Origin of the sequence: Amycolatopsis sp. NPDC051061 (genome assembly GCF_040682935.1) — a bacterium.
Classification (GTDB): domain Bacteria; phylum Actinomycetota; class Actinomycetes; order Mycobacteriales; family Pseudonocardiaceae; genus Amycolatopsis.
Genome location: NZ_JBFBBZ010000021.1, coordinates 92,652 through 113,293, shown reverse-complemented (window position 1 = coordinate 113,293; position 20,642 = coordinate 92,652). Strand labels below are relative to the sequence as shown.

At 71.8% G+C, this 20,642-nt stretch carries 15 protein-coding genes and 1 pseudogene; 7 read left to right on the top strand and 9 right to left on the bottom strand.

The features are described from left to right. Positions 1–40 precede the first annotated feature (40 nt). Both AB0N03_RS27170 and AB0N03_RS27165 read left to right on the top strand, forming a co-directional pair. On the top strand, positions 41–2,074 hold the full coding sequence (locus AB0N03_RS27170) for an APC family permease (RefSeq protein ID WP_364377263.1): 2,034 nt from the start codon (positions 41–43) through the stop codon (positions 2,072–2,074). Continuing rightward, the gene (locus AB0N03_RS27165) at positions 2,071–3,258 is read left to right on the top strand and encodes a TRAM domain-containing protein (RefSeq protein WP_364377261.1); all 1,188 of its coding nucleotides are present in this window, start codon (positions 2,071–2,073) and stop codon (positions 3,256–3,258) included. Before AB0N03_RS27170 ends, AB0N03_RS27165 begins: the two co-directional genes overlap by 4 nt. A 158-nt stretch (positions 3,259–3,416) precedes the next feature. Here the strand turns inward: AB0N03_RS27165 and AB0N03_RS27160 are convergent, their stop codons facing one another. Then, positions 3,417–4,886 (bottom strand): aldehyde dehydrogenase family protein, encoded by a 1,470-nt coding sequence (locus AB0N03_RS27160; RefSeq protein ID WP_364377259.1) that lies wholly within the window; start codon positions 4,884–4,886, stop codon positions 3,417–3,419. 185 nt (positions 4,887–5,071) lie between these two features. On the opposite strand from AB0N03_RS27160, the gene dxs reads away from it, so the two are divergent. Next, a complete protein-coding gene (gene dxs, locus AB0N03_RS27155) occupies positions 5,072–6,985 on the top strand; it encodes a 1-deoxy-D-xylulose-5-phosphate synthase (protein WP_364377257.1) in 1,914 nt (637 codons plus the stop codon). A gap of 22 nt (positions 6,986–7,007) precedes the next feature. Here the strand turns inward: dxs and AB0N03_RS27150 are convergent. The 4 genes and pseudogenes from AB0N03_RS27150 to AB0N03_RS27135 form a co-directional block, all read right to left on the bottom strand. Then, positions 7,008–7,415: pseudogene (locus tag AB0N03_RS27150) on the bottom strand (aldehyde dehydrogenase family protein); the annotation flags it as partial. Continuing rightward, entirely contained in the window at positions 7,412–9,064 is a 1,653-nt protein-coding gene (locus tag AB0N03_RS27145; RefSeq protein ID WP_364377255.1) for a thiamine pyrophosphate-binding protein, read from the bottom strand. The pseudogene AB0N03_RS27150 and the gene AB0N03_RS27145, both read right to left, overlap by 4 nt. Then, positions 9,061–10,005: an agmatinase gene (gene speB / locus AB0N03_RS27140; RefSeq protein ID WP_364377253.1), complete on the bottom strand. Its 945-nt coding sequence runs from the start codon at positions 10,003–10,005 to the stop codon at positions 9,061–9,063. The genes AB0N03_RS27145 and speB overlap by 4 nt, the downstream gene beginning before the upstream one ends. After that, positions 9,998–11,443 carry a sodium:solute symporter gene (locus AB0N03_RS27135; protein ID WP_364377252.1) on the bottom strand — a complete coding sequence of 482 codons (1,446 nt, stop codon included), beginning with the start codon at positions 11,441–11,443 and terminating at the stop codon, positions 9,998–10,000. The genes speB and AB0N03_RS27135 overlap by 8 nt, the downstream gene beginning before the upstream one ends. A gap of 123 nt (positions 11,444–11,566) precedes the next feature. On the opposite strand from AB0N03_RS27135, the gene AB0N03_RS27130 reads away from it, so the two are divergent. Genes AB0N03_RS27130 through AB0N03_RS27120 form a run of 3 tightly spaced genes read left to right on the top strand, consistent with a single transcriptional unit; the run spans position 11,567 to position 14,900 of the window. Then, a complete protein-coding gene (locus AB0N03_RS27130) occupies positions 11,567–13,066 on the top strand; it encodes a PucR family transcriptional regulator (protein ID WP_364377250.1) in 1,500 nt (499 codons plus the stop codon). A 35-nt stretch (positions 13,067–13,101) separates the two neighbouring features. Then, positions 13,102–13,779 carry a response regulator transcription factor gene (locus tag AB0N03_RS27125; RefSeq protein WP_163046732.1) on the top strand — a complete coding sequence of 226 codons (678 nt, stop codon included), beginning with the start codon at positions 13,102–13,104 and terminating at the stop codon, positions 13,777–13,779. Next, the gene (locus tag AB0N03_RS27120; RefSeq protein WP_364377248.1) at positions 13,776–14,900 is read left to right on the top strand and encodes a HAMP domain-containing sensor histidine kinase; all 1,125 of its coding nucleotides are present in this window, start codon (positions 13,776–13,778) and stop codon (positions 14,898–14,900) included. Before AB0N03_RS27125 ends, AB0N03_RS27120 begins: the two co-directional genes overlap by 4 nt. A gap of 5 nt (positions 14,901–14,905) precedes the next feature. Here AB0N03_RS27120 and AB0N03_RS27115 read toward each other — a convergent pair whose 3' ends face one another. Then, the gene (locus AB0N03_RS27115; RefSeq protein ID WP_364377246.1) at positions 14,906–15,967 is read right to left on the bottom strand and encodes an alpha/beta hydrolase; all 1,062 of its coding nucleotides are present in this window, start codon (positions 15,965–15,967) and stop codon (positions 14,906–14,908) included. A 138-nt stretch (positions 15,968–16,105) separates the two neighbouring features. Between AB0N03_RS27115 and AB0N03_RS27110 the strand changes: the two genes are divergently transcribed. Further along, positions 16,106–16,534, top strand: a complete 429-nt coding sequence (locus tag AB0N03_RS27110; protein WP_364377244.1) for a hypothetical protein — start codon at positions 16,106–16,108, stop codon at positions 16,532–16,534. Here the strand turns inward: AB0N03_RS27110 and AB0N03_RS27105 are convergent. The 3 genes from AB0N03_RS27105 to AB0N03_RS27095 form a co-directional block, all read right to left on the bottom strand. Next, a complete protein-coding gene (locus AB0N03_RS27105) occupies positions 16,531–18,642 on the bottom strand; it encodes a 3-hydroxyacyl-CoA dehydrogenase NAD-binding domain-containing protein (RefSeq protein ID WP_364377242.1) in 2,112 nt (703 codons plus the stop codon). The two genes, AB0N03_RS27110 and AB0N03_RS27105, sit on opposite strands and share 4 nt — an antisense overlap. After that, entirely contained in the window at positions 18,642–19,832 is a 1,191-nt protein-coding gene (locus tag AB0N03_RS27100; protein WP_364377366.1) for a thiolase family protein, read from the bottom strand. The genes AB0N03_RS27105 and AB0N03_RS27100 overlap by 1 nt, the downstream gene beginning before the upstream one ends. Before the next feature lie 166 nt (positions 19,833–19,998). Then, the gene (locus AB0N03_RS27095) at positions 19,999–20,619 is read right to left on the bottom strand and encodes a DUF998 domain-containing protein (RefSeq protein WP_364377240.1); all 621 of its coding nucleotides are present in this window, start codon (positions 20,617–20,619) and stop codon (positions 19,999–20,001) included. Positions 20,620–20,642: the final 23 nt, after the last annotated feature.

The following is a 20,642-nucleotide window of genomic DNA, read 5'->3' as shown; positions in this document are numbered from 1 at the left end:
CGCCGAACCTACCCTGCGGGCCGCCCGTTAGGCTTCCGTGGTGTCGAAGTTCCCGACCGTGCTGAAACGCCTGGTCCTCGGACGTCCGTTCCGCAGTGACAGGCTCGCTCACACGCTCCTGCCCAAGCGCATCGCGCTGCCGATTTTCGCGTCCGACGCGCTCTCGAGCGTGGCGTACGCGCCGGAAGAGATTTTCCTGACGCTGAGCGTCGCGGGCCTGTCCGCCTACGCGCTGGCGCCGTGGATCGGCATCATGGTCGCCCTGGTCATGCTGGTCGTCGTCGCGTCCTACCGGCAGAACGTGCACGCGTACCCGAGCGGCGGCGGTGACTACGAGGTCGCCAACACGAACCTGGGCGGGAAGTTCGGGCTGACCGTGGCGAGCGCGCTGCTCGTCGACTACGTGCTGACGGTCGCGGTGTCCACTTCGTCCGGTGTGGCCAACATCGGGTCCGCCGTCCCGTGGGTGGCGCAGCACAAAGTGCTCGCCTCGATCGTCATCGTGGTCGTGCTGACCTCGCTGAACCTGCGCGGCATCCGGGAGTCGGGGAAGGCCTTCGCGATCCCGACATACGGGTTCATCGCGGGCATCATGATCATGGTCGTGTGGGGCCTCGTCCAGGCGGCCACCGGGACCGAGATGAAGGCCGAGAGCGCCGGGTTCACGCTGAACGCCGAGGGGACCTTCGCAGGCGTCGCGTACGCGTTCCTGGTGCTGCGGGCGTTCTCCTCCGGCGCAGCGGCGCTGACCGGGGTCGAGGCGATCAGCAACGGCGTCCCGGCGTTCCAGAAGCCCAAGTCGAAGAACGCGGCGACGACGCTGCTGATGATGGGCCTGCTCGCGGTGACCATGCTGGTCGGCATCATCACGCTGGCCACGATCACCGACGTCAAGTTCGCCGAGGACCCGGCGAAGCAGCTCGCGGGCGCGCCGGCCGGCTACGAGCAGAAGACGATCGTCGCGCAGATCGCGCACGCGGTGTTCGCCGACTTCCCGCCGGCGTTCTACTACATCTCCTTCTCCACCGGCATCATCCTGCTGCTGGCCGCGAACACCGCGTTCAACGGCTTCCCGGTGCTGGGCTCGATCCTCGCGCAGGACCGCTACCTGCCGCGGCAGCTGCACACCCGCGGCGACCGGCTGGCCTTCTCCAACGGGATCCTGTTCCTGTCGGCGTTCGCGCTGGTGCTGATCATCGCGTTCGACGCCGAGGTGACCCGGCTCATCCAGCTCTACATCGTGGGCGTGTTCGTGTCGTTCACGGTGAGCCAGGCCGGCATGATCCGGCACTGGAACCGGTTGCTGGCCAGGGAAACCGACCCCGGCAAGCGGCGGCGGATGCGGCGCTCGCAGACGGTCAACGCGGTCGGCCTGACCATGACCGGCATCGTGCTGGTGATCGTCCTCATCACCAAGTTCCTGCTCGGCGCGTGGATCGCGATCGCGGCGATGATCGCGATCTTCGTGCTCATGACGGCGATCCGGAAGCACTACGACCGCGTCGCCGACGAGCTGAAGGATCTCGGCGACACCCCGACCGTGCTGCCGTCGCGCAACCACGCGATCGTGCTGGTGTCCAAACTGCACCGTCCGACGCTGCGCGCGCTGGCCTACGCCAAGGCGATGCGCCCGGACGTCCTCGAAGCCGTCACGGTCAATGTGGACGATGCGGACACCCGGCGCTTGACCGCCGAATGGGACGCCCACAACTTCAAGGTGCCGCTGAAGGTCGTCGAGTCGCCCTACCGCGAGATCACGAAACCGGTGCTGGACTACGTGAAGCGCGTGCGCGGGGACAACCCGCGCAACGTGGTCACGGTGTTCATCCCGGAGTACGTGGTCGGGCACTGGTGGGAACAGGTGCTGCACAACCAGAGCGCGCTGCGGCTCAAGGGCCGCCTGCTGTTCCAGTCCGGCGTGATCGTGGCGAGCGTGCCGTGGCAGCTGGAGTCCTCGGCCAAGGCGGCCGCGCGCGTCCGCAACGAGCGGCCCGCGGCCGGCGACGTCCGCCGTGGCTTCTCGCCCAACGGGAAGCCGGTCACGGCACCGAAGCCGAAGGAGCCGGCCGAATGACGAGCTGGTTGGGCCGGGTCCTCGAGGTCGAGGTCGGAGCGGTGGCGCACGGCGGCCACTGCGTCGCGCGCGCCGACGGCCGCGTGGTGTTCGTCCGGCACGCGCTGCCGGGCGAGCAGGTCCGCGTCGAGGTCACCGAGGACAACGGCGGTTCGTTCTGCCGCGGCGACGCGATCGAGGTGCTTTCGGCGTCGGAATTCCGGGTCGAGCCGCCGTGCCCCCTGGCGGTGCCGGGCGGCTGTGGCGGCTGCGACTGGCAGCACGCGGCCCCCGCGTACCAACGTGACTTGAAGGCTGCCGTCGTGGCGGAGCAGCTCCAGCGGCTGGCCGGCATCGAGCGCGAGGTCGTCGTGGAGGCCCTCGAAGGCGGTCCGCTGGACTGGCGCAGCCGCGTCCGGCTGGTCGCCGACCGCGACGGGCGCGCGGGCCTGCGCGCCCACCACAGCCACCGGGTGGTGGCCCTCGAAGACTGCCCGATCGCGCTCCCGGGCGAGCTCGACGACGTCCTGGCGCGGCGCTGGCGGCCCGGCAGCGAGATCGAGGTCACCGGCGACGGCGACGGCGGTGTGCACGTGCGGGAGCTGTCGACGGTCCGGGGCAAGGTCCGCGCGCGCCAGCTGGCCGGCGGCGTGGCGGTCCAGCACGCGGCGGGCCGCGACTGGCAGCTCGACGCGCACGGCTTCTGGCAGGTCCACCCGGCGGCGGCGTCGACGCTGGCCGCGGTCGTGGCGGAGTGGGCGGAGGCGCCCGTGGGCGGATCCGCCTGGGACCTCTACGCCGGGGTCGGGCTGTTCGCGTCGGTGCTGGCTTCGCAGGTCGGCCCCTCGGGGCGGGTGCTGGCGATCGAGTCCGGCCGGCGCGCGGTCGCCGACGGCGAAAAGAACCTGGCCGACCTGCCGCAGGTGTCCTGGCAGGCCGGGCGTGTCGAGCACATGCTGGCGGACGCCGCGAAGCCGGTGGACGTCGTGGTGCTGGACCCGCCGCGCAAGGGGGCGGGCAAGGCGGTGGTGGAGTCGATCGTGGCGGGTGCGCCGGACCGGATCGTCTACGTGGCGTGCGACCCCGCGGCTCTGGCCCGCGACCTGGCGACCTTCACTTCGCACGGTTACGGCTTGACGGACCTGCGGGCGTTCGACGCCTTCCCGATGACCCACCACGTGGAGTGCGTGGCGCTGCTGTCCTGAGTTTTGTCGGTGATGACCGTCACACTGCGGGCAGCCGCCACCGCTCGGGGAATCTGCCAAGCTCGCGTCACGCCCCGCAGCATAAAACGCCGCAAACGGCTTTCCGAGCACGTTTTCCGCACTGGGCCGATCGGTGGATCCCGATCGAGGGACACCGCTCAGCCAGCGAACCAGCGCTGCGGCGCCGGCCGCAGGTTCTGGTAGATGTGCTTGACCTCGGTGTACTCGCCGAGCCCCGTCGGGCCCAGCTCGCGGCCGAACCCGGACTGCTTGTAGCCGCCCCACTCGGCCTGCGGCAGGTACGGGTGGAAGTCGTTGATCCAGATCGTGCCGTGGCGCAACCGCCCGGCCACGCGCTGCGCCCGCGAAGCGTCGTTCGTGAACACCGCCCCGGCCAGGCCGTAGTGGGTGTCGTTGGCGATGCGGACCGCGTCGTCCTCGTCGGTGAACGTCTCGACCGTCAGCACCGGCCCGAACGACTCGTCGACGACCGCCGACGAACCCTGTTTCACCTGGTCCAGGATGGTCGGCAGGTAGTAGAAGCCATCGGCCAGCGCCGGGTCGTCCGGTCGGCGGCCGCCCGTGCGCAGCACCGCTCCCTCGGCCAGCGCCGCGGCGACGTAGGCCTCGATCTTCGACCGGTGCGCCGCCGAGATCAGCGGCCCGGTTTCCGCGTGGGTGTCGAACGGGCCGCCGAGGCGGATCCGCTCGGCCCGGCGCACCAGCTCATCGACGAACTCGTCGTGCCACTCCCGCTGCACGATCAGCCGCGCGCCCGCCGAGCACACCTGGCCGGAGTGCAGGAACACCGCCGTCAGCGCGTAGTCGACCGCCGTCTCGAAGTCGGCGTCGGCGAAGACCACGTTCGGGTTCTTCCCGCCCAGCTCCAGCGCCACTTTCTTGACCGTCGCGGCCGCCGCGGCGGCAATGACGCGACCGGTCGCGAGCCCACCGGTGAACGACACGAGGTCGACGTCCGGGTGCTCCGAAAGCGGCGCGCCCACCTCCGCGCCCGCGCCCAGCACCAGGTTCCCGACGCCCGCGGACAGGCCCGCCTCGGTGAGCAGCTTCAAGAACAGGATCGAGGTGTGCGGCGTCAGCTCGCTGGGCTTGAGCACGAACGTGTTGCCCGCGGCCAGCGCCGGCGCGATCTTCCACACGGTCTGCAGCAGCGGGTAGTTCCACGGCGTGATCAGCCCGCAGACGCCGACCGGTTCGTGCACGATCCGGCTGAACGCGTCCGGGTTGCCGGTGTCGACGACGCGGCCCGCGTCCTGGGCCGCGAGCTTGCCGAAGTAGCGCAGGCAGGCGGCGATGTCGGCCATGTCGTAGCGGCTCTCGACCAGGCGCTTGCCGGTGTCGAGCGACTCGGCGCGGGCGAACGCCTCCGCGTCGCGGTCCAGCAGGTCCGCGGTGCGCAGCAGCAGGTCGCCGCGCAGGTGGGCGGGCGTGCCGGGCCACGGGCCGGTGTCGAACGCCCGGCGCGCCGCCGCGATCGCGGCCTCGGTGTCCTTGGCGGTGCCCTCGGCGACCGTCGCGACCAGGGAGCCGTCGGCCGGGCAGCGGATCTCCCGCCGGCCGCCGCCGATCGCGTCCACCCAGTCGCCGCCGATGAAGAAATCCGCCATGAACCCCATTCTCATGGCCACACCGCGTGACCGCCACAGCACGACCGGGAGACGAGGTTCACCCCGGGAGATGACGGGTGATCGCGCTCCGCCTGTGACGCCGGACGCGGCGGGCGGAAGGGCGGTGGCCGTCCTCCGTAGACTGGCCGGACGCGGGGCGTGCCGAACTAGTGAGGTGGAGACGAGTGACGTTGCTGGAGTCCGTCAACGGACCGGCGGACCTGAAGCGCATGAGTGTCGAGGACCTCGGCGAACTGTCCGCCGAGATCCGGGACTTCCTCGTCGACAAGGTCCGCCGCGCCGGCGGGCACCTGGGGCCGAACCTCGGCGTCGTCGAGCTGACCCTCGCGTTGCACCGCGTGTTCGACTCGCCGCGCGACGCGATCGTCTGGGACGTCGGGCACCAGGCCTACGTGCACAAGATCGTCACCGGCCGCGCGGACGGCTTCGACCGGCTGCGCCAGACCGGCGGCGTCACCGGCTACCCGTCGCGCGCGGAGAGTGACCACGACTGGGTCGAGAGCAGCCACGCCTCCTCCGCACTGTCCTATGTGGACGGACTGGCGAAGGCGTTCACCCTGGACGGCGGCGAGCGGCACGCGGTCGCCGTCGTCGGCGACGGCGCGCTCACCGGCGGCATGTGCTGGGAGGCGCTCAACAACATCGCCGCGCACCGCGAGCGCCCGGTCGTCATCGTCATCAACGACAACGGCCGCTCCTACTCGCCGACCATCGGCGGCCTCGCCGACCACCTCGCGGCGCTGCGCCTGCAGCCCGGTTACGAGCGGCTCCTCGACGGCGGCCGCGAGATCCTCAAGCACACCCCGGTCGTCGGCAAGCCGATCTACGCCGCGCTGCACGCCGCGAAGGCCGGGCTGAAGGACGCGCTGAGCCCGCAGGCGATGTTCTCCGACCTCGGCCTGAAGTACCTCGGCCCGGTCGACGGCCACGACCAGGTGGCGCTCGAGAAGGCCCTGCACAGCGCGAAGACGTTCGGCGGCGCGGTGATCGTGCACGTGGTGACCGAGAAGGGCCACGGCTACGCGCCCGCGGTCAACAACGAGCACGACCAGATGCACCAGACCGACCCGATCGACCCGGAGACCGGCCTGCCGCCGGTGAAGGGCCCGAGCTGGACCGGCGTGTTCGGTGACGAGCTGGCGAAGATCGGCGCCGAGCGCGAGGACGTCGTCGCGATCACGGCGGCGATGCTGCGCTCGACCGGCCTCGACAAGTTCGCCGAGGCGTTCCCGGACCGCTGGTACGACGTCGGCATCGCCGAGCAGCACGCGGTGACGTCGGCGGCCGGGCTGGCGATGGGCGGCCGGCACCCGGTGGTCGCGATCTACTCGACGTTCCTCAACCGCGCGTTCGACCAGGTGCTGATGGACGTCGCGCTGCACCGCCAGCCGGTGACGCTGGTGCTGGACCGCGCCGGCATCACCGGCCCGGACGGCCCGAGCCACCACGGCATGTGGGACCTCTCGCTGCTGGGCATGGTGCCGGGCATGCGCGTCGCCGCCCCGCGCGACCCGGCGACGCTGCGGGAGGAGCTGCGCGAAGCCGTGGCGGTGTCCGACGGCCCGACGGCGCTGCGCTTCTCGAAGGGCAAGGTCGGCACGGACGTCGCGGCGGTCGAGCGGATGGGCACGGTCGACGTGCTGCGCCGCCCGAAGGAAGGGGCGGACGTCCTGCTGGTGACGGTCGGCCCGTTCGCGACGCTGGGCTTGGCGGCCGCGGACCGGCTCGCCGACCAGGGCATCGGCGTGACGGTGGTCGACCCGCGCTGGGTGCTGCCGGTGCCGGCCGAGCTGGTGGCCCTGGCGTCCCAGCACAAGCTGGTGGTGACGGTGGAGGACAGCGGCCGCCACGGCGGCTTCGGCTCGGCGCTGGCGGCGATGTTCCGCGACGCGGAGTGCGACGTCCCGCTGAGGGACCTGGCGGTGCCGCAGACGTTCCACGACCTGGGCAGCCGGGACGAGGTTTTGGGGCGGATCGGCCTGACGGCCCAGGATGTCGCCCGCCGCGTGACGGAGTGGGCCTCGGGCCGCCTCGGCTCACCTTCGGAGCCCGAGCGCAAGGACGCGAACCGCAGCTGACCAGCGCCCCAAGGCGGCCTTGGTAGTTCCACGGCGCGATCTGCGCGCAGACGCCCACCGGCTCGCGACGGATCACCGACGTGTGACCCGGCGCGTACTCCCCGGCCGCCGTGCCCTCGAGGTGCCGCGCGGCGCCCGCGAAGAACCGCAGCGCGCTGACGCACTCGGGGATCTCTTCTTCGAGCACGACCGAGCGGATCTTGCCGGTTTCGCGGACCTCCAGATCCGCGAACTCCGAAGCCCGCGCCTCCACGGCGTCGGCGATCTTCAACAGCGCCAGCTGGCGCCGCGTCGGAGTGCTGCGACGCCACACCGCAAACGCTTGCGCCGCGGCCGACAAGGCCCCGTCCACATCGGACTGTCCGGCGATCGGGCTGGTGCCGGACACCTCGCCGGTCGCCGGGTCGGTCAGGTCGAGCGTGCGGGTCATGCCTGCTCCAGGTGGGTCGGCGCGAACAGCTTCAGCAGGGCGGGGAGGACGACCACGGACGGCCCGGGGGTGCGCAGTGCCTTCGCCAGGTCCGCGCTGAGGCCGTCCAAAGTAGACAGACTCGCGGGCACGCCGAACGACTGGGCCAGCGCGACGAAGTCCGGCCGCGCCAGCTCGGTGGCCGTCGTGTGGCCGAAAGCGCCGGTGAGGTACTCGCGCAGGACGCCGTAGCCGCCGTCGTCGACGATCAGCCACGTGACGTCGAGGCCGTGTTGCACCGCGGTGGCCAGCTCGGCGATGCCGTACATCGCGCCGCCGTCACCGGACACGGCGAGCGTCGGGCCACCGGTGACCGCGCCGCCGAGCGCGCCCGGCAGGCCGTAGCCCAGGCCGCCCGCGCCCTGTGCCGTGTGGATCGGCGCGCCCTCCGGGTTCCACGCCGACCAGGCCCAGTACGCGGCGATCGTCATGTCCCAGTACGTCTGTGTGCCGTCGGGCAGCGCGGTGCGGATGTCGTCGATCAGCCGGCGCTCGACGGCCACGTCCTGACCGTCCAAACGCGACTCGACGCGCGAAAGCAGCCCGGCGACGGCAGACTCGGCCCGGCCGTCGGACGACCGCATCGGCACCCACTCCAGCAGCGCCTGCAGCGTGAGCCGGACGTCGGCGTGGATGCCGAGGCCCGGGTAGTTCGACTCCAGCTTGCCCAGGTCGGCCTCCACCTGGATCACGCGGCCGCGCGGGGAGAACTCACGGTAGTTGCTGGACAGCTCGCCGAGCCCGGAGCCGAGCACGAGCAGGACATCCGCGGAGGCGAGGAACTCCGTGGTGTGCCAGTCCTCCATCCAGGACTGCCCGGACAGCTCGTGGTCCCAGCCGAAGACGCCCTTGCCGCCGAAGGTCGAGATCACCGGGGCGCGCAGGGCCTCGGCCAGGGCCGTCAGCTCGGCGTGCGCGCCGGACCGCAACGCGCCGCCACCAGCGAGGATCACCGGGTTCGAGGCCGCGGCCAGCAGATCGGCGGCCGCGGTGACCAGCTCGGGCAGCGGTTCCAACAGCGGGGGAGTGGCCGAAACCGACGTGATCGGCGGGATCCCGGCCGGCCCGAGCAGGACGTCTTGCGGGATCTCGACCCAGACCGGCCCGTACGGCGCGGTCGCGGCGGACGTCCAAGCTTCGCGCAAAGCCGTCGGGAGCTGGCTCGCGCGCCGCACCACGTGCACCGACTTCACGACGTCCCGGAAACTCGCCTGCTGGTCGGGCAGCTCGTGCAGGTAACCGTGGCGGCCACCGCCCAGCCCGGCGACCGGGACCTGGCTGGAGATCCCGAGCACCGGCACCGACGCGGCCCGGGACTCCTGCAGGGAAGCCAACGTGAGCAACGCGCCCGGACCCGTCGAGACCACGAGCGGCGTCACCGGCACCGGGCCGTCGGGGTCCGCCGCGAGCCGCGCGCGGGCGTGTCCGTCGGCGGCGAACGCGAGGTTGTTCTCGACGCGCCCGCTGATCACGCGCAGGTCGTCGGCGCGTCGCAATGCTTCGAACAGGCCCAGCGCGTGCTGCCCCGGCAGGCCGAACACGGTGTCGGCGCCCAGCGCGCGGAGGGTTTCGACGACGACGTCGCCCCCGATGCGGTCGGAATCGGTCATGCGCTCTTTCCCAAGGACAGCAGGCTCACCAGGTCGTAGGCGACGTGGGAGACCGCGATGGCGGTGATCTCGGCGTGATCGTAAGCCGGGGCCAGCTCGACGACGTCGGCCCCGATCAGGTTCAGATCGCGCAGCCCGCGCAGGATTTCGAGGAGCTCGCGGCTGGTCATCCCGCCCGCCTCCGGGGTGCCGGTGCCGGGCGCGTGGGCCGGGTCGAGCACGTCGATGTCGACCGAGACGTAGAGCGGCCGGTCGCCGATGCGCTGCCGCAGCGCGTCGACGGTCTCGGCGACGCCGCGGCGCAGCACGTCGCCGGAGGTGACGATGCCGAAGCCGAGCCGCCGGTCCTCCTCGAGGTCCCGCTTGCCGTAGAGCGGCCCGCGCGTGCCGACGTGCGAGAGCGCGCTCGTGTCGAGGATGCCTTCCTCCGACGCCCGCCGGAACGGGGTGCCGTGGGTGTACGGCTCGCCGAAGTAGGTGTCCCAGGTGTCGAGGTGCGCGTCGAAGTGCAGCAGGGCAACGGGTCCGTGCTTCTTCGCCGCCGCGCGCAGGAGCGGGAGCGCGATCGTGTGGTCGCCGCCGACGGTCACCAGCCGCGTCCCGTTCGCTTGCAGCGCCTCGGCTTCCTGCTGCAGCGTCTCGATCGCTTCGCCGATGTCGAACGGGTTGACCACGATGTCCCCGGCGTCGACGACCTGCTGCTCGGCGAACGGCGAGACGTCCAGCTCCGGGTGGTACGGCCGCAGCAGCCGGCTCGCCTCGCGCACCGCGGCCGGGCCGAACCGCGCGCCGGGCCGGTAGGACACGCCGGAGTCGAAGGGCACCCCGACGACGGCGATGTCGGCGTGGTCGACCTGGTCGATCCGCGGCAGCCGCGCGAAGGTCGCGAAGCCGGCGAACCGGGGGACGCGCGACGAGTCGAGGGGTCCGATGTCAGACACTGCTGGGCTCCTGTTCCCGGGACGAGGTGTGCGTTTCTTCGCCGTTGAGACGGCGGGTCCAGACGGAAAGGATCGAGTCGGACGTGCGGGGCGTGGCGAAGCTGACCACCAGGTAGACGACCAGGCTCGCGCCGAGGCCCCAGTAGATCGGGGTGTTGGCGTCGACGCCGTCGACGATCATGAAGGCGATCACGGAGACCGTGCCGGCGACCATCGACGCGTACGCGCCTTGCCGCGTGCCGCGCTTCCAGAACAACGCGCCGATGATCGCCACCAGCAGGCCGCCGACCAGGATGTCGTACGCGATGGTGAGGGCGTTGACGACGTCGTCGACGATCATCGCGATGCCGATCGCGATCAGCCCGAGCACGAGCGTGGCGATCCGGTTGCGGCGGACCTCACCGCCCTTCTTGAGGCCCAGCTTGGTGAGCAGGTCCGACGTCGTCGTGGTGGAGCAGGCGATCAGCGCGCCGCTCGCGGTCGACATCATCGCCGAGAGCGCGGCGGCCAGCACCAGGCCGCGGACGCCGGTCGGCAGCAGGCGCTCGACGATCGTCGCGAACGCGTCCTGCGCGCTCGCGAGGTCCGGGTAGAGCGTGTGGGCCGCCGTGCCGATCAGGGCGCCGGCCAGGCCGTAGACCAGGCAGTAGACGCCGGAGGTGATGCCGCCGGACGTCGCGATCCCCGGGGTGCGGGCGGTGAACACGCGCTGCCAGATGTCCTGGCCGATCAGCAGGCCGAAGGTGTAGATGACGAAGTACGTGATGATCGTGTCGGTGCCGATCGAGGTGAAGCTGAAGAAGCTCGCGTCGAGCTTTTCGCTCATGCCGGAGAAACCGCCGGCCGAGCTGATCGCGACCGGCAGCAGGATCGCCAGGATGCCGATGGTCTTGATGACGAACTGCGCGATGTCGGTGAGCGTGATCGACCACATGCCGCCGAGCACCGAGTAGAGCACGACGATCGAGCCGCCGATCGCGATCCCGGCCCAGTTCGGCAGGTCGAAGAGCACCTTGAAAATGGTCGCGAAGGCCAGCGTCGAGGTGACCGTGAGCATCAGGGTGTAGCCCCACATGACGACGCCGGACACCGCGCTGGTGCGGCCGCCGTAGCGCAGGTCGAGCATCTCGCCGACGGTGTAGACCTTCAGCCGCACCAGCCGTCGCGCGAACAGCGCGTGCAGCACGAGGATGCCGACACCGATGCTGACGACCAGCCACATGCCGGAGATGCCGTAGGTGTAGCCGAGCTTCACGCCGCCGACGGTGGACGCGCCGCCCAGGACGACCGCCGACATCGTGCCGGAGTACATGAACCAGCCCAGCCGCCGCCCGGCGACGAGGTAGTCGGACTTCGTCTTCGCGAGTCGGAGGCCGTACCAGCCGACCCCGAGCATGCCTGCGATGTACAGGGCGATGACCACGTAATCCCCGGTCACGGCGTCCTCCTTGCCTTGGTGGTGTTCGGGTCACCGTAGGTTCGGCCACCACCCCTCCGGCATGGGATGATTCGTCCCCATGTCGACACGGATGGGGACGAGATGACCCAGAACGTCGATCCGATGTCCACGGAAGTGAATGTCCCGTTACGGGCGGTGGTCGGCCACCGGGAGCTGGCGCTGCACGCCGTCCGCGAGACCCTGCGGCCGGGCGCACTGGACGCGCCGGTTCGCTGGGCCCACGTCAGCGAGCTGCGCGACCCCGCGCCGTACCTGGTGGGGGCCGAGCTGATCCTCACCGCGGGGGTGAACCTGCCCGCGGAGGCGGCCGAGGTCGACCGGTACGTGCGCGGGCTGCGCGACGCCGGCGTGACGGCGCTGGGGTTCGGGCTCACCCCGACGGTGTACGAGACGCTGCCGGAACCGCTGCGCCGGGCGTGCGCGCGGCACGGGCTGCCGTTGCTGGTGGTGCCGTCGCGGACGCCGTTCCTGGCGGTCAACCAGGCGGTGTCGGTCGCGCTGACCGAGGCGGGCCAGCGGGAGCAGCGGCGGATCACGGCGGCGCGGGAGGCGCTGACGCGAGCCGCCGGCGGCGGGCTGGGCGAGCTGACGTCGTCGCTCGCGGCGCGGCTGCGGTCCTGGGTCGCGCTGGTCGGCGCCGGGGACGTCCTGGCCTCGGCGCACGACGCGCCCGCGCCGCTGCCGCCGCAGGTGCGGGAGCTGATGGCGACCGTGCGGGCGGGCCGCGGGATCCGCAGCGCGACCACCGAGCTCGGCGCCGAGTTCGTCGTGGTCCAGCCGGTGTACCCGCAGGCGACGGCGTCGCACCTGGTGGTCGTCGGCCGGTCCCGGCGCTTCGACGGCGCCGACCGGGCGATCCTCGCGGTCGGCGCGGCGCTGCTGGGCCTGATCGGGCGCGCCGGCTCGGACGCGGCCGAGCTGGGCGCGGCGGCGACCGGGCTCCTGGTGGGCCGGGAGTCGGCCGGCGGGGTGGCGCGGTCGTTGCTGGGATCGGACGTCGTCCGGCTGGTCGCCGGGGCGGCGTACCGGCGCGGACCCGGCGAGGTGGCGCAGCGGCCGGACTGGCTGCGGGCGCGGCTCGACACACCGCTGGTTTCGGTGCTTCCCGGCCCGTCTTTCGTGGCCATCGCCGGGTCTTCGCCGTCGCTTCCGGTGCTGGAAGACCTGCGTGCCCACGGCTGGCTGGCGGCGGTGGGCTCGCCGGTCCCCGCGGCCCGGCTGGCAGCGGCATCGGCCGAGGTCGAGCTGCTGCTGTCCCGGGCCCGCGCGCTCGGCCGCCCGATGATCGCGGGGGGCGGCCTGGACTTCGACGCGTTGGTGGCTCCGGACGCTTCGCGGGGCTTCGCGGAGAAAACCTTGGAACCGTTGGTGGAGCTGGACCGGACGGGGGACCGTGCGCTGGTGCCGACGCTGCGGACGTGGCTCGCTCACCACGGCGGCTGGGAGCCGACGGCCGCCGAGCTGGGCGTGCACCGCAACAGCGTCCGGCACCGGATCGCCCAGGTGGAGAAGGCCCTGGACGTGGATCTGGCGGACCCCGAGACCCGGATGCGGCTGTGGTTCGCCCTCCGGTGGGCCACACCCGACGCACATCGTCCTTAAAGGGCACTCTCAGGAAAATATGGAATTGTGGTCTCGTGCGAGTTTTGGTAGTCGAGGACGAAGAACCCCTGGCCGACGCGATCGCCCGCGGCTTGCGCCGCGAGGGCATGGCGGTGGACGTCGCGCTCACGGGTGACGACGGGCACGAAAAGGCCGCCGTCACGCGGTACGACGTCGTGCTGCTGGACCGGGACCTGCCCGGGATGTCCGGGGACGAGCTGTGCCGGGAGATCGTCGCGTCCGGAGAACTGACCCGGGTGCTGATGCTCACCGCGAGCAGCTCGGTGTCCGATCGCGTCGAGGGGCTGTCGCTCGGCGCCGACGACTACCTCGCGAAGCCGTTCGCCTTCCCCGAGCTCGTCGCGCGGGTGCGGGCGCTGGGCCGGCGCGCCACGCCGGCCGCGCCGCCGCTGCTGACCGCCGGCGACGTCGAGCTGGACCCGGCCAAGCGCACCGTGCGGCGCGCGAGCGGGCCGGTCGAGCTGACGCGCAAGGAGTTCGGCGTCCTCGAGGTCCTGCTGTCGGCCGCCGGGTCGGTCGTCAGCAGCGAAGAGCTGCTGGAACGGGTGTGGGACGAGAACGCCGACCCGTTCACCACGACCGTCCGGGTCACCGTCATGACGCTGCGCAAGAAGCTCGGCGAGCCGGGGATCATCGAGACCGTTGTCGGCTCCGGGTACCGGGTGCCGGAGCCCGGCGCGCCGCGCGCGTGAACCTGCCGGGCACGCGCAGCCTCCGCGCCCGGATCACCCTGCTGGCGACCGTGCTGGTCGCCGCCGTCAGCCTGCTGCTGCTCTGGCTGGCCTGGACGCTGGTCCGGGACTCGCTCGACGCCGTCCCGCGGATGCCGCCGGGCAGCGTGGTGGTCGTCGACGGCGTCCAGGTCGACGCGTCGACGCTCGCCGAGCACCTGCGCGTGCACGCCCGCAACCGGATGCTGCTGTTCGGGTCGGTCGCGTTCCTGCTGGTGGTCGCGGCCGCGGCGATCCTCGCCTGGACGTTCACCTCGCGCGTGCTGCTGCCACTGCGCGAGATCACCGGTACCGCGCGGCGGCTGTCGGTCGAGTCGATGGGGGAGCGGATCGGCGAGGTGCGCTCGCGCGACGAGCTGGCCGAGCTGGCGGGCACGTTCGACGACATGCTCGACCGGCTCCAGGCCGCGTTCGACGCGCAGCGCCACTTCGTCGCGAACGCGAGCCACGAGCTGCGGACGCCGTTGTCGGTGATCCGCACTGAGCTCGACGTCACCCTCGCCGACGAAGACGCCGACGTCGCCGAGCTGCGCCGGATGGGCGGGGTGGTCCGCGACGCGACCGAGCGCGCCGGGCTGCTGGTGAACTCGTTGCTGCTGCTGGCCCGCACCGACGGCGCCGGGCTCGGGGTGCGCGAGCCGGTCGATCTGATGGTCGTCGTCGACCGGGCCTGGCGCGCGGTGCGGCTCGAAGCCGAGAAGCGCGGGATCCGGGCCTCGTTCGCGGTGGTCCCGGCGCCGGCGTTCGGCGACCCGGCGCTGCTGGAACGGATCGCGGGCAACCTGCTGGAGAACGCGGTCCGCCACAACGTCGAGGGCGGCTGGCTGGAGGTCGTGACCCAGCCGGGGCCGCAGTGGTCGACGCTGCGGGTGCGCTCGTCGGGCGGCCTGGTGGACCCGGCGGCGGTGCCGGAGCTGTTCGAGCCGTTCCGTCGCGCGGGCGTGGCCCGGACCGCTCGTCATGGAGCCGGGCTGGGGTTGTCGATCGTGCGGGCGGCGGTCGCGGCACACGGCGGGAGCGTGACGGCGGAACCGATCGTGGGCGGCGGCCTCGGGGTGACCGTCCACCTCCCCGTCCGGTAGGTGGTTCAGGCCAGCGCGAGGCCGGCTCGGAGGACGCCGGCCGCGTGGAGCATCGCCGCTCGGGCGTCCGGGTCGATGCCCACCCGGTTGGCGAAGCCGTGCAGCTGGCCCTCGTGCCGGCGGTGCACCACCGGGACTCCGGCCGACGCCAGCCGGGCGGCGTAGGCCTCGCCTTCGTCGCGGAGCAGGTCGAAGCCGCACGTGGCCACGTACGTCGGCGGGACGCCGTCGAGGGCGCCGTCGTACAGCACCGACGCCCGCGGATCGGTGTAGCAGGCGGGGTCGCGCATGTACTGGTCGCGGTACCAGGCCCACTCGTCCCGGTCGAGGCGGAAGCCCGTCCCGAACTGCTTGTGCGACAACGACTCCCCGAGCGCGTCGGTCGCCGGGGTCAGCAGGAGGCTGAACGCCGGCCGAGGTAGTTCGCCGCGGGCCGCCGCGTGGGCGACCACCGCCGCGAGGTTGCCGCCGCTGCTGTCCCCGCCCACCGCGAGCCGCGCGGGATCGACGCCGAAGTCCCCCGCATGCGAGTGCACGTGGGCGAACGCCGCCACCGCGTCCGAAGCCGCCGCCGGGAACGGGTGCTCCGGTGCCAGCCGGTAGCCGATCGACACCACCCGCACCCCGGCCTCGTCGGCCAGCAGCCGGCACGCCCCCTCGTGCGTGTCCAGGCTGCCGAGCACGAACCCGCCGCCGTGGAAGTACACCAGCGCCGGCCCGGGCGACGGGGCCCCCGCCGGTTCGTAGAGCCGCAGCGGCAACGGCCCGCCGGGCCCGGGCCACGACGAATCGCGAGTCCGCACGCCCGGGCTGATCCCGGCGCCGGCGAGCGCGCCGGCCAGGTTCAGCTCGGCCCGGGCCCGGGCGAGGCTGCCGTTCCGGTGCGGTGCGTCGAACGGCGCGAAGCGCGACACCCGCATCAGCATCCGCGCGGTCGGCAGCGGCTGCCGTTCGTCCACCACCACCGGACGGCCGGCCAGCACACGCAGCACCGGCGAAGGCAGGCTCAGCAGCGACCGCAATCCGATCATGACCGCCCGTACGAGCAGGACTCTTCCGTTCAGCACACGTCCACCAAATGGGGCTTCGCGCACAAGCGCAAGACCTCGAACGGCTTGTCTGCCCGATCAGGTACCTTCGGGCACCTGAGCCATCCTGGTGAACGGGCGCTGTCCCGGCGGCCGGCGTGTGCTGTGATCTTCGGCGTGACGGAAAAACCGCTGGTCCGCGTGGTGGTCCCGGTCTTCGCGCTGGCACTGGCGGCCGGGGTGGGGCTGGCCTTCGGCGTCGCGGCCCTGAAGCGCCCGCCGGACCTGCCGGTGGACACGAACCCGGCGCCGCTGGCCGGTCACGAGCTGTGCGCGGCGGTCGTCCTGGTCTTCCCGACCGGCGCCGAGATGCAGGAGGCCACGCCGTTCCTGCGCGATGACGCGAAGGCGCGGCGGGTGTTCGTGGACTCGCCGTCGGTCTCCCTGCTCGCCGTCCCGGGCACCGACCTGAAGGCCTGGGCGCAGGAGCTGCACGCCCGCTTCCGGACCGCCGAGCGCGTGACGGTGATCGACTCCGACGCGGCGGCGGCGCAGCTGAAACTCACCGCGCCGCCGCCGAAGTGCCCTCGTGAGGGCGAGTACTAGGAAGCCGGGACCGAGGCGACACCCGGGGCGAGGAACGGCTTGCCGTTTACCCGCTCGGACACTCCCGACCGGTCCAGGTACGGCGTGATGCCGCCGTTCCAGAACGGCCAGCCCGCGCCGAGGATCAGGCACAGGTCGATGTCCTGCGCCTCGGCGACCACGCCCTCGTCGAGCATGATCTGGATCTCCTCGGCGATGGCCGCGAGCGCCCGCTCGCGCACCTGCTCCGAAGTGGACGGCTGGTCGCCCTGCGTCCACAGCTCGACGACCTCGGGATCGGCGGACTGGTTGCCCTGCGCGTCCCAGGTCCAGACGCCCTTCTTGCCCGCCTTGACGAACTTGGCGAGGTTGTCGGACACGGTGAAGCGGTCCGGGAACGCCTCGTGCAGCGTCTCGCCGACGTGCAGCGCGATGGCCGGGCCGACGAGCTGCATCAGCGTCAGCGGGGTCATCGGCAGGCCGAGCGGTTCCAGGGCCCCGTCGGCGACCTCGAACGGCGTGCCCTCGTCGACGGTGACCAGCACTTCGCCGAGGAAGCGCAGCAGGAGCCGGTTGACGACGAACGCCGAAGCGTCCTTCACCAGCACGCTGGACTTCTTCAGCTGCTTGCCGACCGAGAACGCCGTCGCGAGCGACGCGTCGTCGGTCCGCTCGCCGCGGACGATCTCCAGCAGCGGCAGCACGGCGACCGGGTTGAAGAAGTGGAAGCCGACCACGCGCTCGGGGTGCTGCAGCTTCGACGCCATCGCGGTGATCGACAGCGACGAGGTGTTCGTCGCGAGGATCGCCTCGGGGGAGACGTGCTGCTCCAGCTCGGCGAACACCTGCTGCTTGACGCCCAGCTCCTCGAACACGGCCTCGATGACGAAGTCGGCGTCGGCGAACGCGGCTTTGTCGAGCGAGCCGGAGACCAGGGCCTTCAGCCGGTTGGCGCCGTCGGGGGAGACGCGCTTCTTGGCGAGGAGCTTGTCGATCTCGTCGTGGACGTACCCGACGCCCTTGTCGACGCGCTCCTGGTCGACGTCGGTCAGCACGACCGGCACCTTCAACCGCCGCACGAACAGCAGCGCGAGCTGGCTGGCCATCAGGCCGGCGCCGACGATGCCGACCTTGTTCACCTTGCGCGCCAGGGACTTGTCCGGCGCGCCGGCCGGGCGCTTGGCGCGCTTGTTGACCAGGTTGAACGAGTACAGCCCGGCGCGCAGGACGTCGGACATGAGCAGCTCGGCGAGGCCGTCGGTCTCGGCGGCGTACCCGCGGTCGAGATCGTTTTCGCGGGCCAGCTCCAGCAGCTCGACGGCCTTGGTCGCACCCGGCGACGCGCCGTGCGTTCGACCGTCCACAAGGGACTTGGCCCGCGCGATGGCGGCGTCCCACTCCGCGCCGCGGTCGATCTCGCGGCGGGCGGGGGTGATCTCGCCGTTGACCACGCGAGCCAGCCACAACAGCGACTGCTCGAGGTAGTCGGCCGAGCCGAAGACCGCGTCGACGATGCCGAGCTCCGCCGTCTTCTTGACGTTGAGCATCTTGTTCTGCGCCAGCGCGTTCTCGATGATCACGGTGACGGCGGCGTCCGGGCCGATGAGGTTCGGCAGCAGCTGCGTGCCGCCCCAGCCCGGGAACAGGCCGAGGAAGACCTCGGGGAACGCGATCGCCGCGGTGTTCTCCGACAGCGTCCGGTAGTGGCAGGACAGCGCCAGCTCGAGGCCGCCGCCCATGACCGCGCCGTTGATGAACCCGAACGTCGGGATCTTCGTCTCGGTGAGGCGGCGGAACACGTCGTGGCCGGTCTGGGCGATTTCGCGCGCCAGCTTCGGGTCGCTCACGGACTCGACGCCCGAGAGGTCCGCGCCGACGGCGAAGATGAACGGCTTGCCGGTGACGGCGATCGCGGCCGGCGCGGCCTCGAACGCCTTGTCCAGTGCGGCGTTCAGGGACACGAGCCCCTGCGGGCCGAAGGTGTTCGGCCGGGTGTGGTCGTGGCCGTTGTCGAGCGTGATCAGCGCGACCGGCTTCTCGAGCCCGGGCACTTTGACCAGCCGTGTGACGGCGTTGGTGACGACCTCGTCGCGGAACGCGGCCTTCGCTTCTTCTGCGGTGAAAGTCATTACTTCGCCCCCTCGAAGGCCGGGTTTTCCCAGATCACGGTGCCGCCCATGCCGATGCCGATGCACATCGTCGTCATGCCGTACTGAACGTCGGGCCGCTCGGCGAACTGGCGGGCCAGCTGCGTCATCAGCCGGACGCCGGACGACGCCAGCGGGTGGCCGCACGCGATCGCGCCGCCCCACTGGTTGACGCGCGGGTCTTCGTCGTCGATGCCGAAGTGGTCGAGGAAGGCCAGCACCTGCACGGCGAAGGCCTCGTTGATCTCGAAGAGGCCGATGTCGTCGATGGACAGGCCGGTGCGCTTGAAGAGCTTCTCGGTGGCCGGCACCGGGCCGATGCCCATGACCTCCGGCTCGACGCCGGCGAAGGAGTAGCCGACCAGCCGCATCGCGACGGGCAGGCCCAGCTCGCGAGCGGTGTCCTCGTCGGCGAGGATCGAGGCGGTGGCGCCGTCGTTGAGGCCCGCGGCGTTGCCGGCGGTGATCCGGCCGTGCGGGCGGAACGGCGTCTTCAGCCCGGCAAGCGTTTCCAGCGTGGTGCCGGGGCGCGGCGGCTCGTCCTCGGTGGCCAGGCCCCAGCCCAGCTCCTTGGAACGGGTGGCGACCGGGACCAGCTCGGGCCCGATCTTGCCGGTCTTGACGGCCTCGGCGTAGCGCTCCTGGCTGCGCGCTGCGTACGCGTCGGTGCGCTGCTTGGTGATCGCGGGGAACCGGTCGTGCAGGTTCTCGGCGGTCTGGCCCATGACGAGCGCGGTCGGGTCGACGAGCTTGTCGGCGATGATCCGCGGGTTCGGGTCGACGCCCTCGCCCATCGGGTGGCGGCCCATGTGCTCGACGCCGCCGGCGATGGCGATGTCGTAGGCGCCGAAGCCGATGCCGGACGCGGTGGTCGTGACGGCGGTCATCGCGCCGGCGCACATCCGGTCGATCGCGAAGCCGGGGACCGACTTCGGCAGCCCGGCGAGCAGCGCGGCGGTGCGGCCGATGGTCAGGCCCTGGTCGCCGATCTGGGTGGTGGCGGCGATGGCCACCTCGTCGACGCGCTCGGGGGGCAGCTCCGGGTGCCGCCGCAGCAGCTCACGGATGGCGTTGACGACGAGGTCGTCGGCGCGGGTCCCGGCGTAGATGCCCTTGTCGCCGGCCTTGCCGAAGGGGGTCCGTACCCCCTCGACGAAGGCGACGGTGCGCACGCCCCGCGCGTTCGGCGCGAGCGGCGTTGCTGGTGCGGCCACGAATGCTCCATGAAGTCGGCGTTTTCGGGGGTTCCGGGTGGCGGAGCCCCCAGGTTGTTACTGCTAGCCGCACGATAGCCCTTGTTACCCGTCGGTAACCAGTGGTGTGGCCCGGTCGAGTGGGCTACGGCACACTCTTGGGCGTCAGCGTCTGCCCCTTCATCAGCCAGGCGACGCCGAACGCCCACACCGCGACGCTCTCCAGCCACAGCGCCGGGTGCCATTCCGGGACCAGCCGCAGCCAGCTCGCCAGCGCGATGAGCACGAGCGAGGCCAGGATCACCACGCCGCACACGCGGTAGACGACACCCGTTCCGGGCGGCTGCTCGCCGTCGTGCGGGAACAGGCGCAGGCAGAAGTACGCCAGCATCAGGAAGAACATCGCCGCGAACACCAGGTGCAGCACGCCGGACGTCCGGGCCCCCGAAGACACGTCGCGGTCCGGGGTCGTCGGGAACAGCGCCAGCCCGATCGCGCCGAGGCCGGCCACCGTGCTCGCCACGTTGTCGATGAAGTCGTGGCCGTAGTACGCCAGCAGGAACACCCCCGCCGCGCACATCGCGCCGACGAAGACGTTCCCGAGTTCGGTGTAGTAGTAGCCGCTGAGCGACCCGATGAGGTCGCCGCCCTGGACGATCTGCTTGCCGACGATCAGCACCACCGGCAACGCCAGGCCGATGAGCCCGATCGCGCGCCGGAGGTAGAGGTACGAATGGACGAGTGGGGCACGGGTCGCCGTGGTCATGGGCCGCCTCCGGGAGGGTTCCT

Excerpts from the sequence above, each read along its gene's own strand:
- AB0N03_RS27165 (WP_364377261.1), top strand. The coding sequence starts at position 2,071 with ATGACGAGCTGGTTGGGCCGGGTCCTCGAGGTCGAGGTCGGAGCGGTG.
- AB0N03_RS27160 (WP_364377259.1), bottom strand. The coding sequence starts at position 4,886 with ATGGCGGATTTCTTCATCGGCGGCGACTGGGTGGACGCGATCGGCGGC.
- AB0N03_RS27145 (WP_364377255.1), bottom strand. The coding sequence starts at position 9,064 with ATGACCGATTCCGACCGCATCGGGGGCGACGTCGTCGTCGAAACCCTC.
- AB0N03_RS27130 (WP_364377250.1), top strand. The coding sequence starts at position 11,567 with ATGTCCACGGAAGTGAATGTCCCGTTACGGGCGGTGGTCGGCCACCGG.
- AB0N03_RS27105 (WP_364377242.1), bottom strand. The coding sequence starts at position 18,642 with ATGACTTTCACCGCAGAAGAAGCGAAGGCCGCGTTCCGCGACGAGGTC.
- AB0N03_RS27095 (WP_364377240.1), bottom strand. The coding sequence starts at position 20,619 with ATGACCACGGCGACCCGTGCCCCACTCGTCCATTCGTACCTCTACCTC.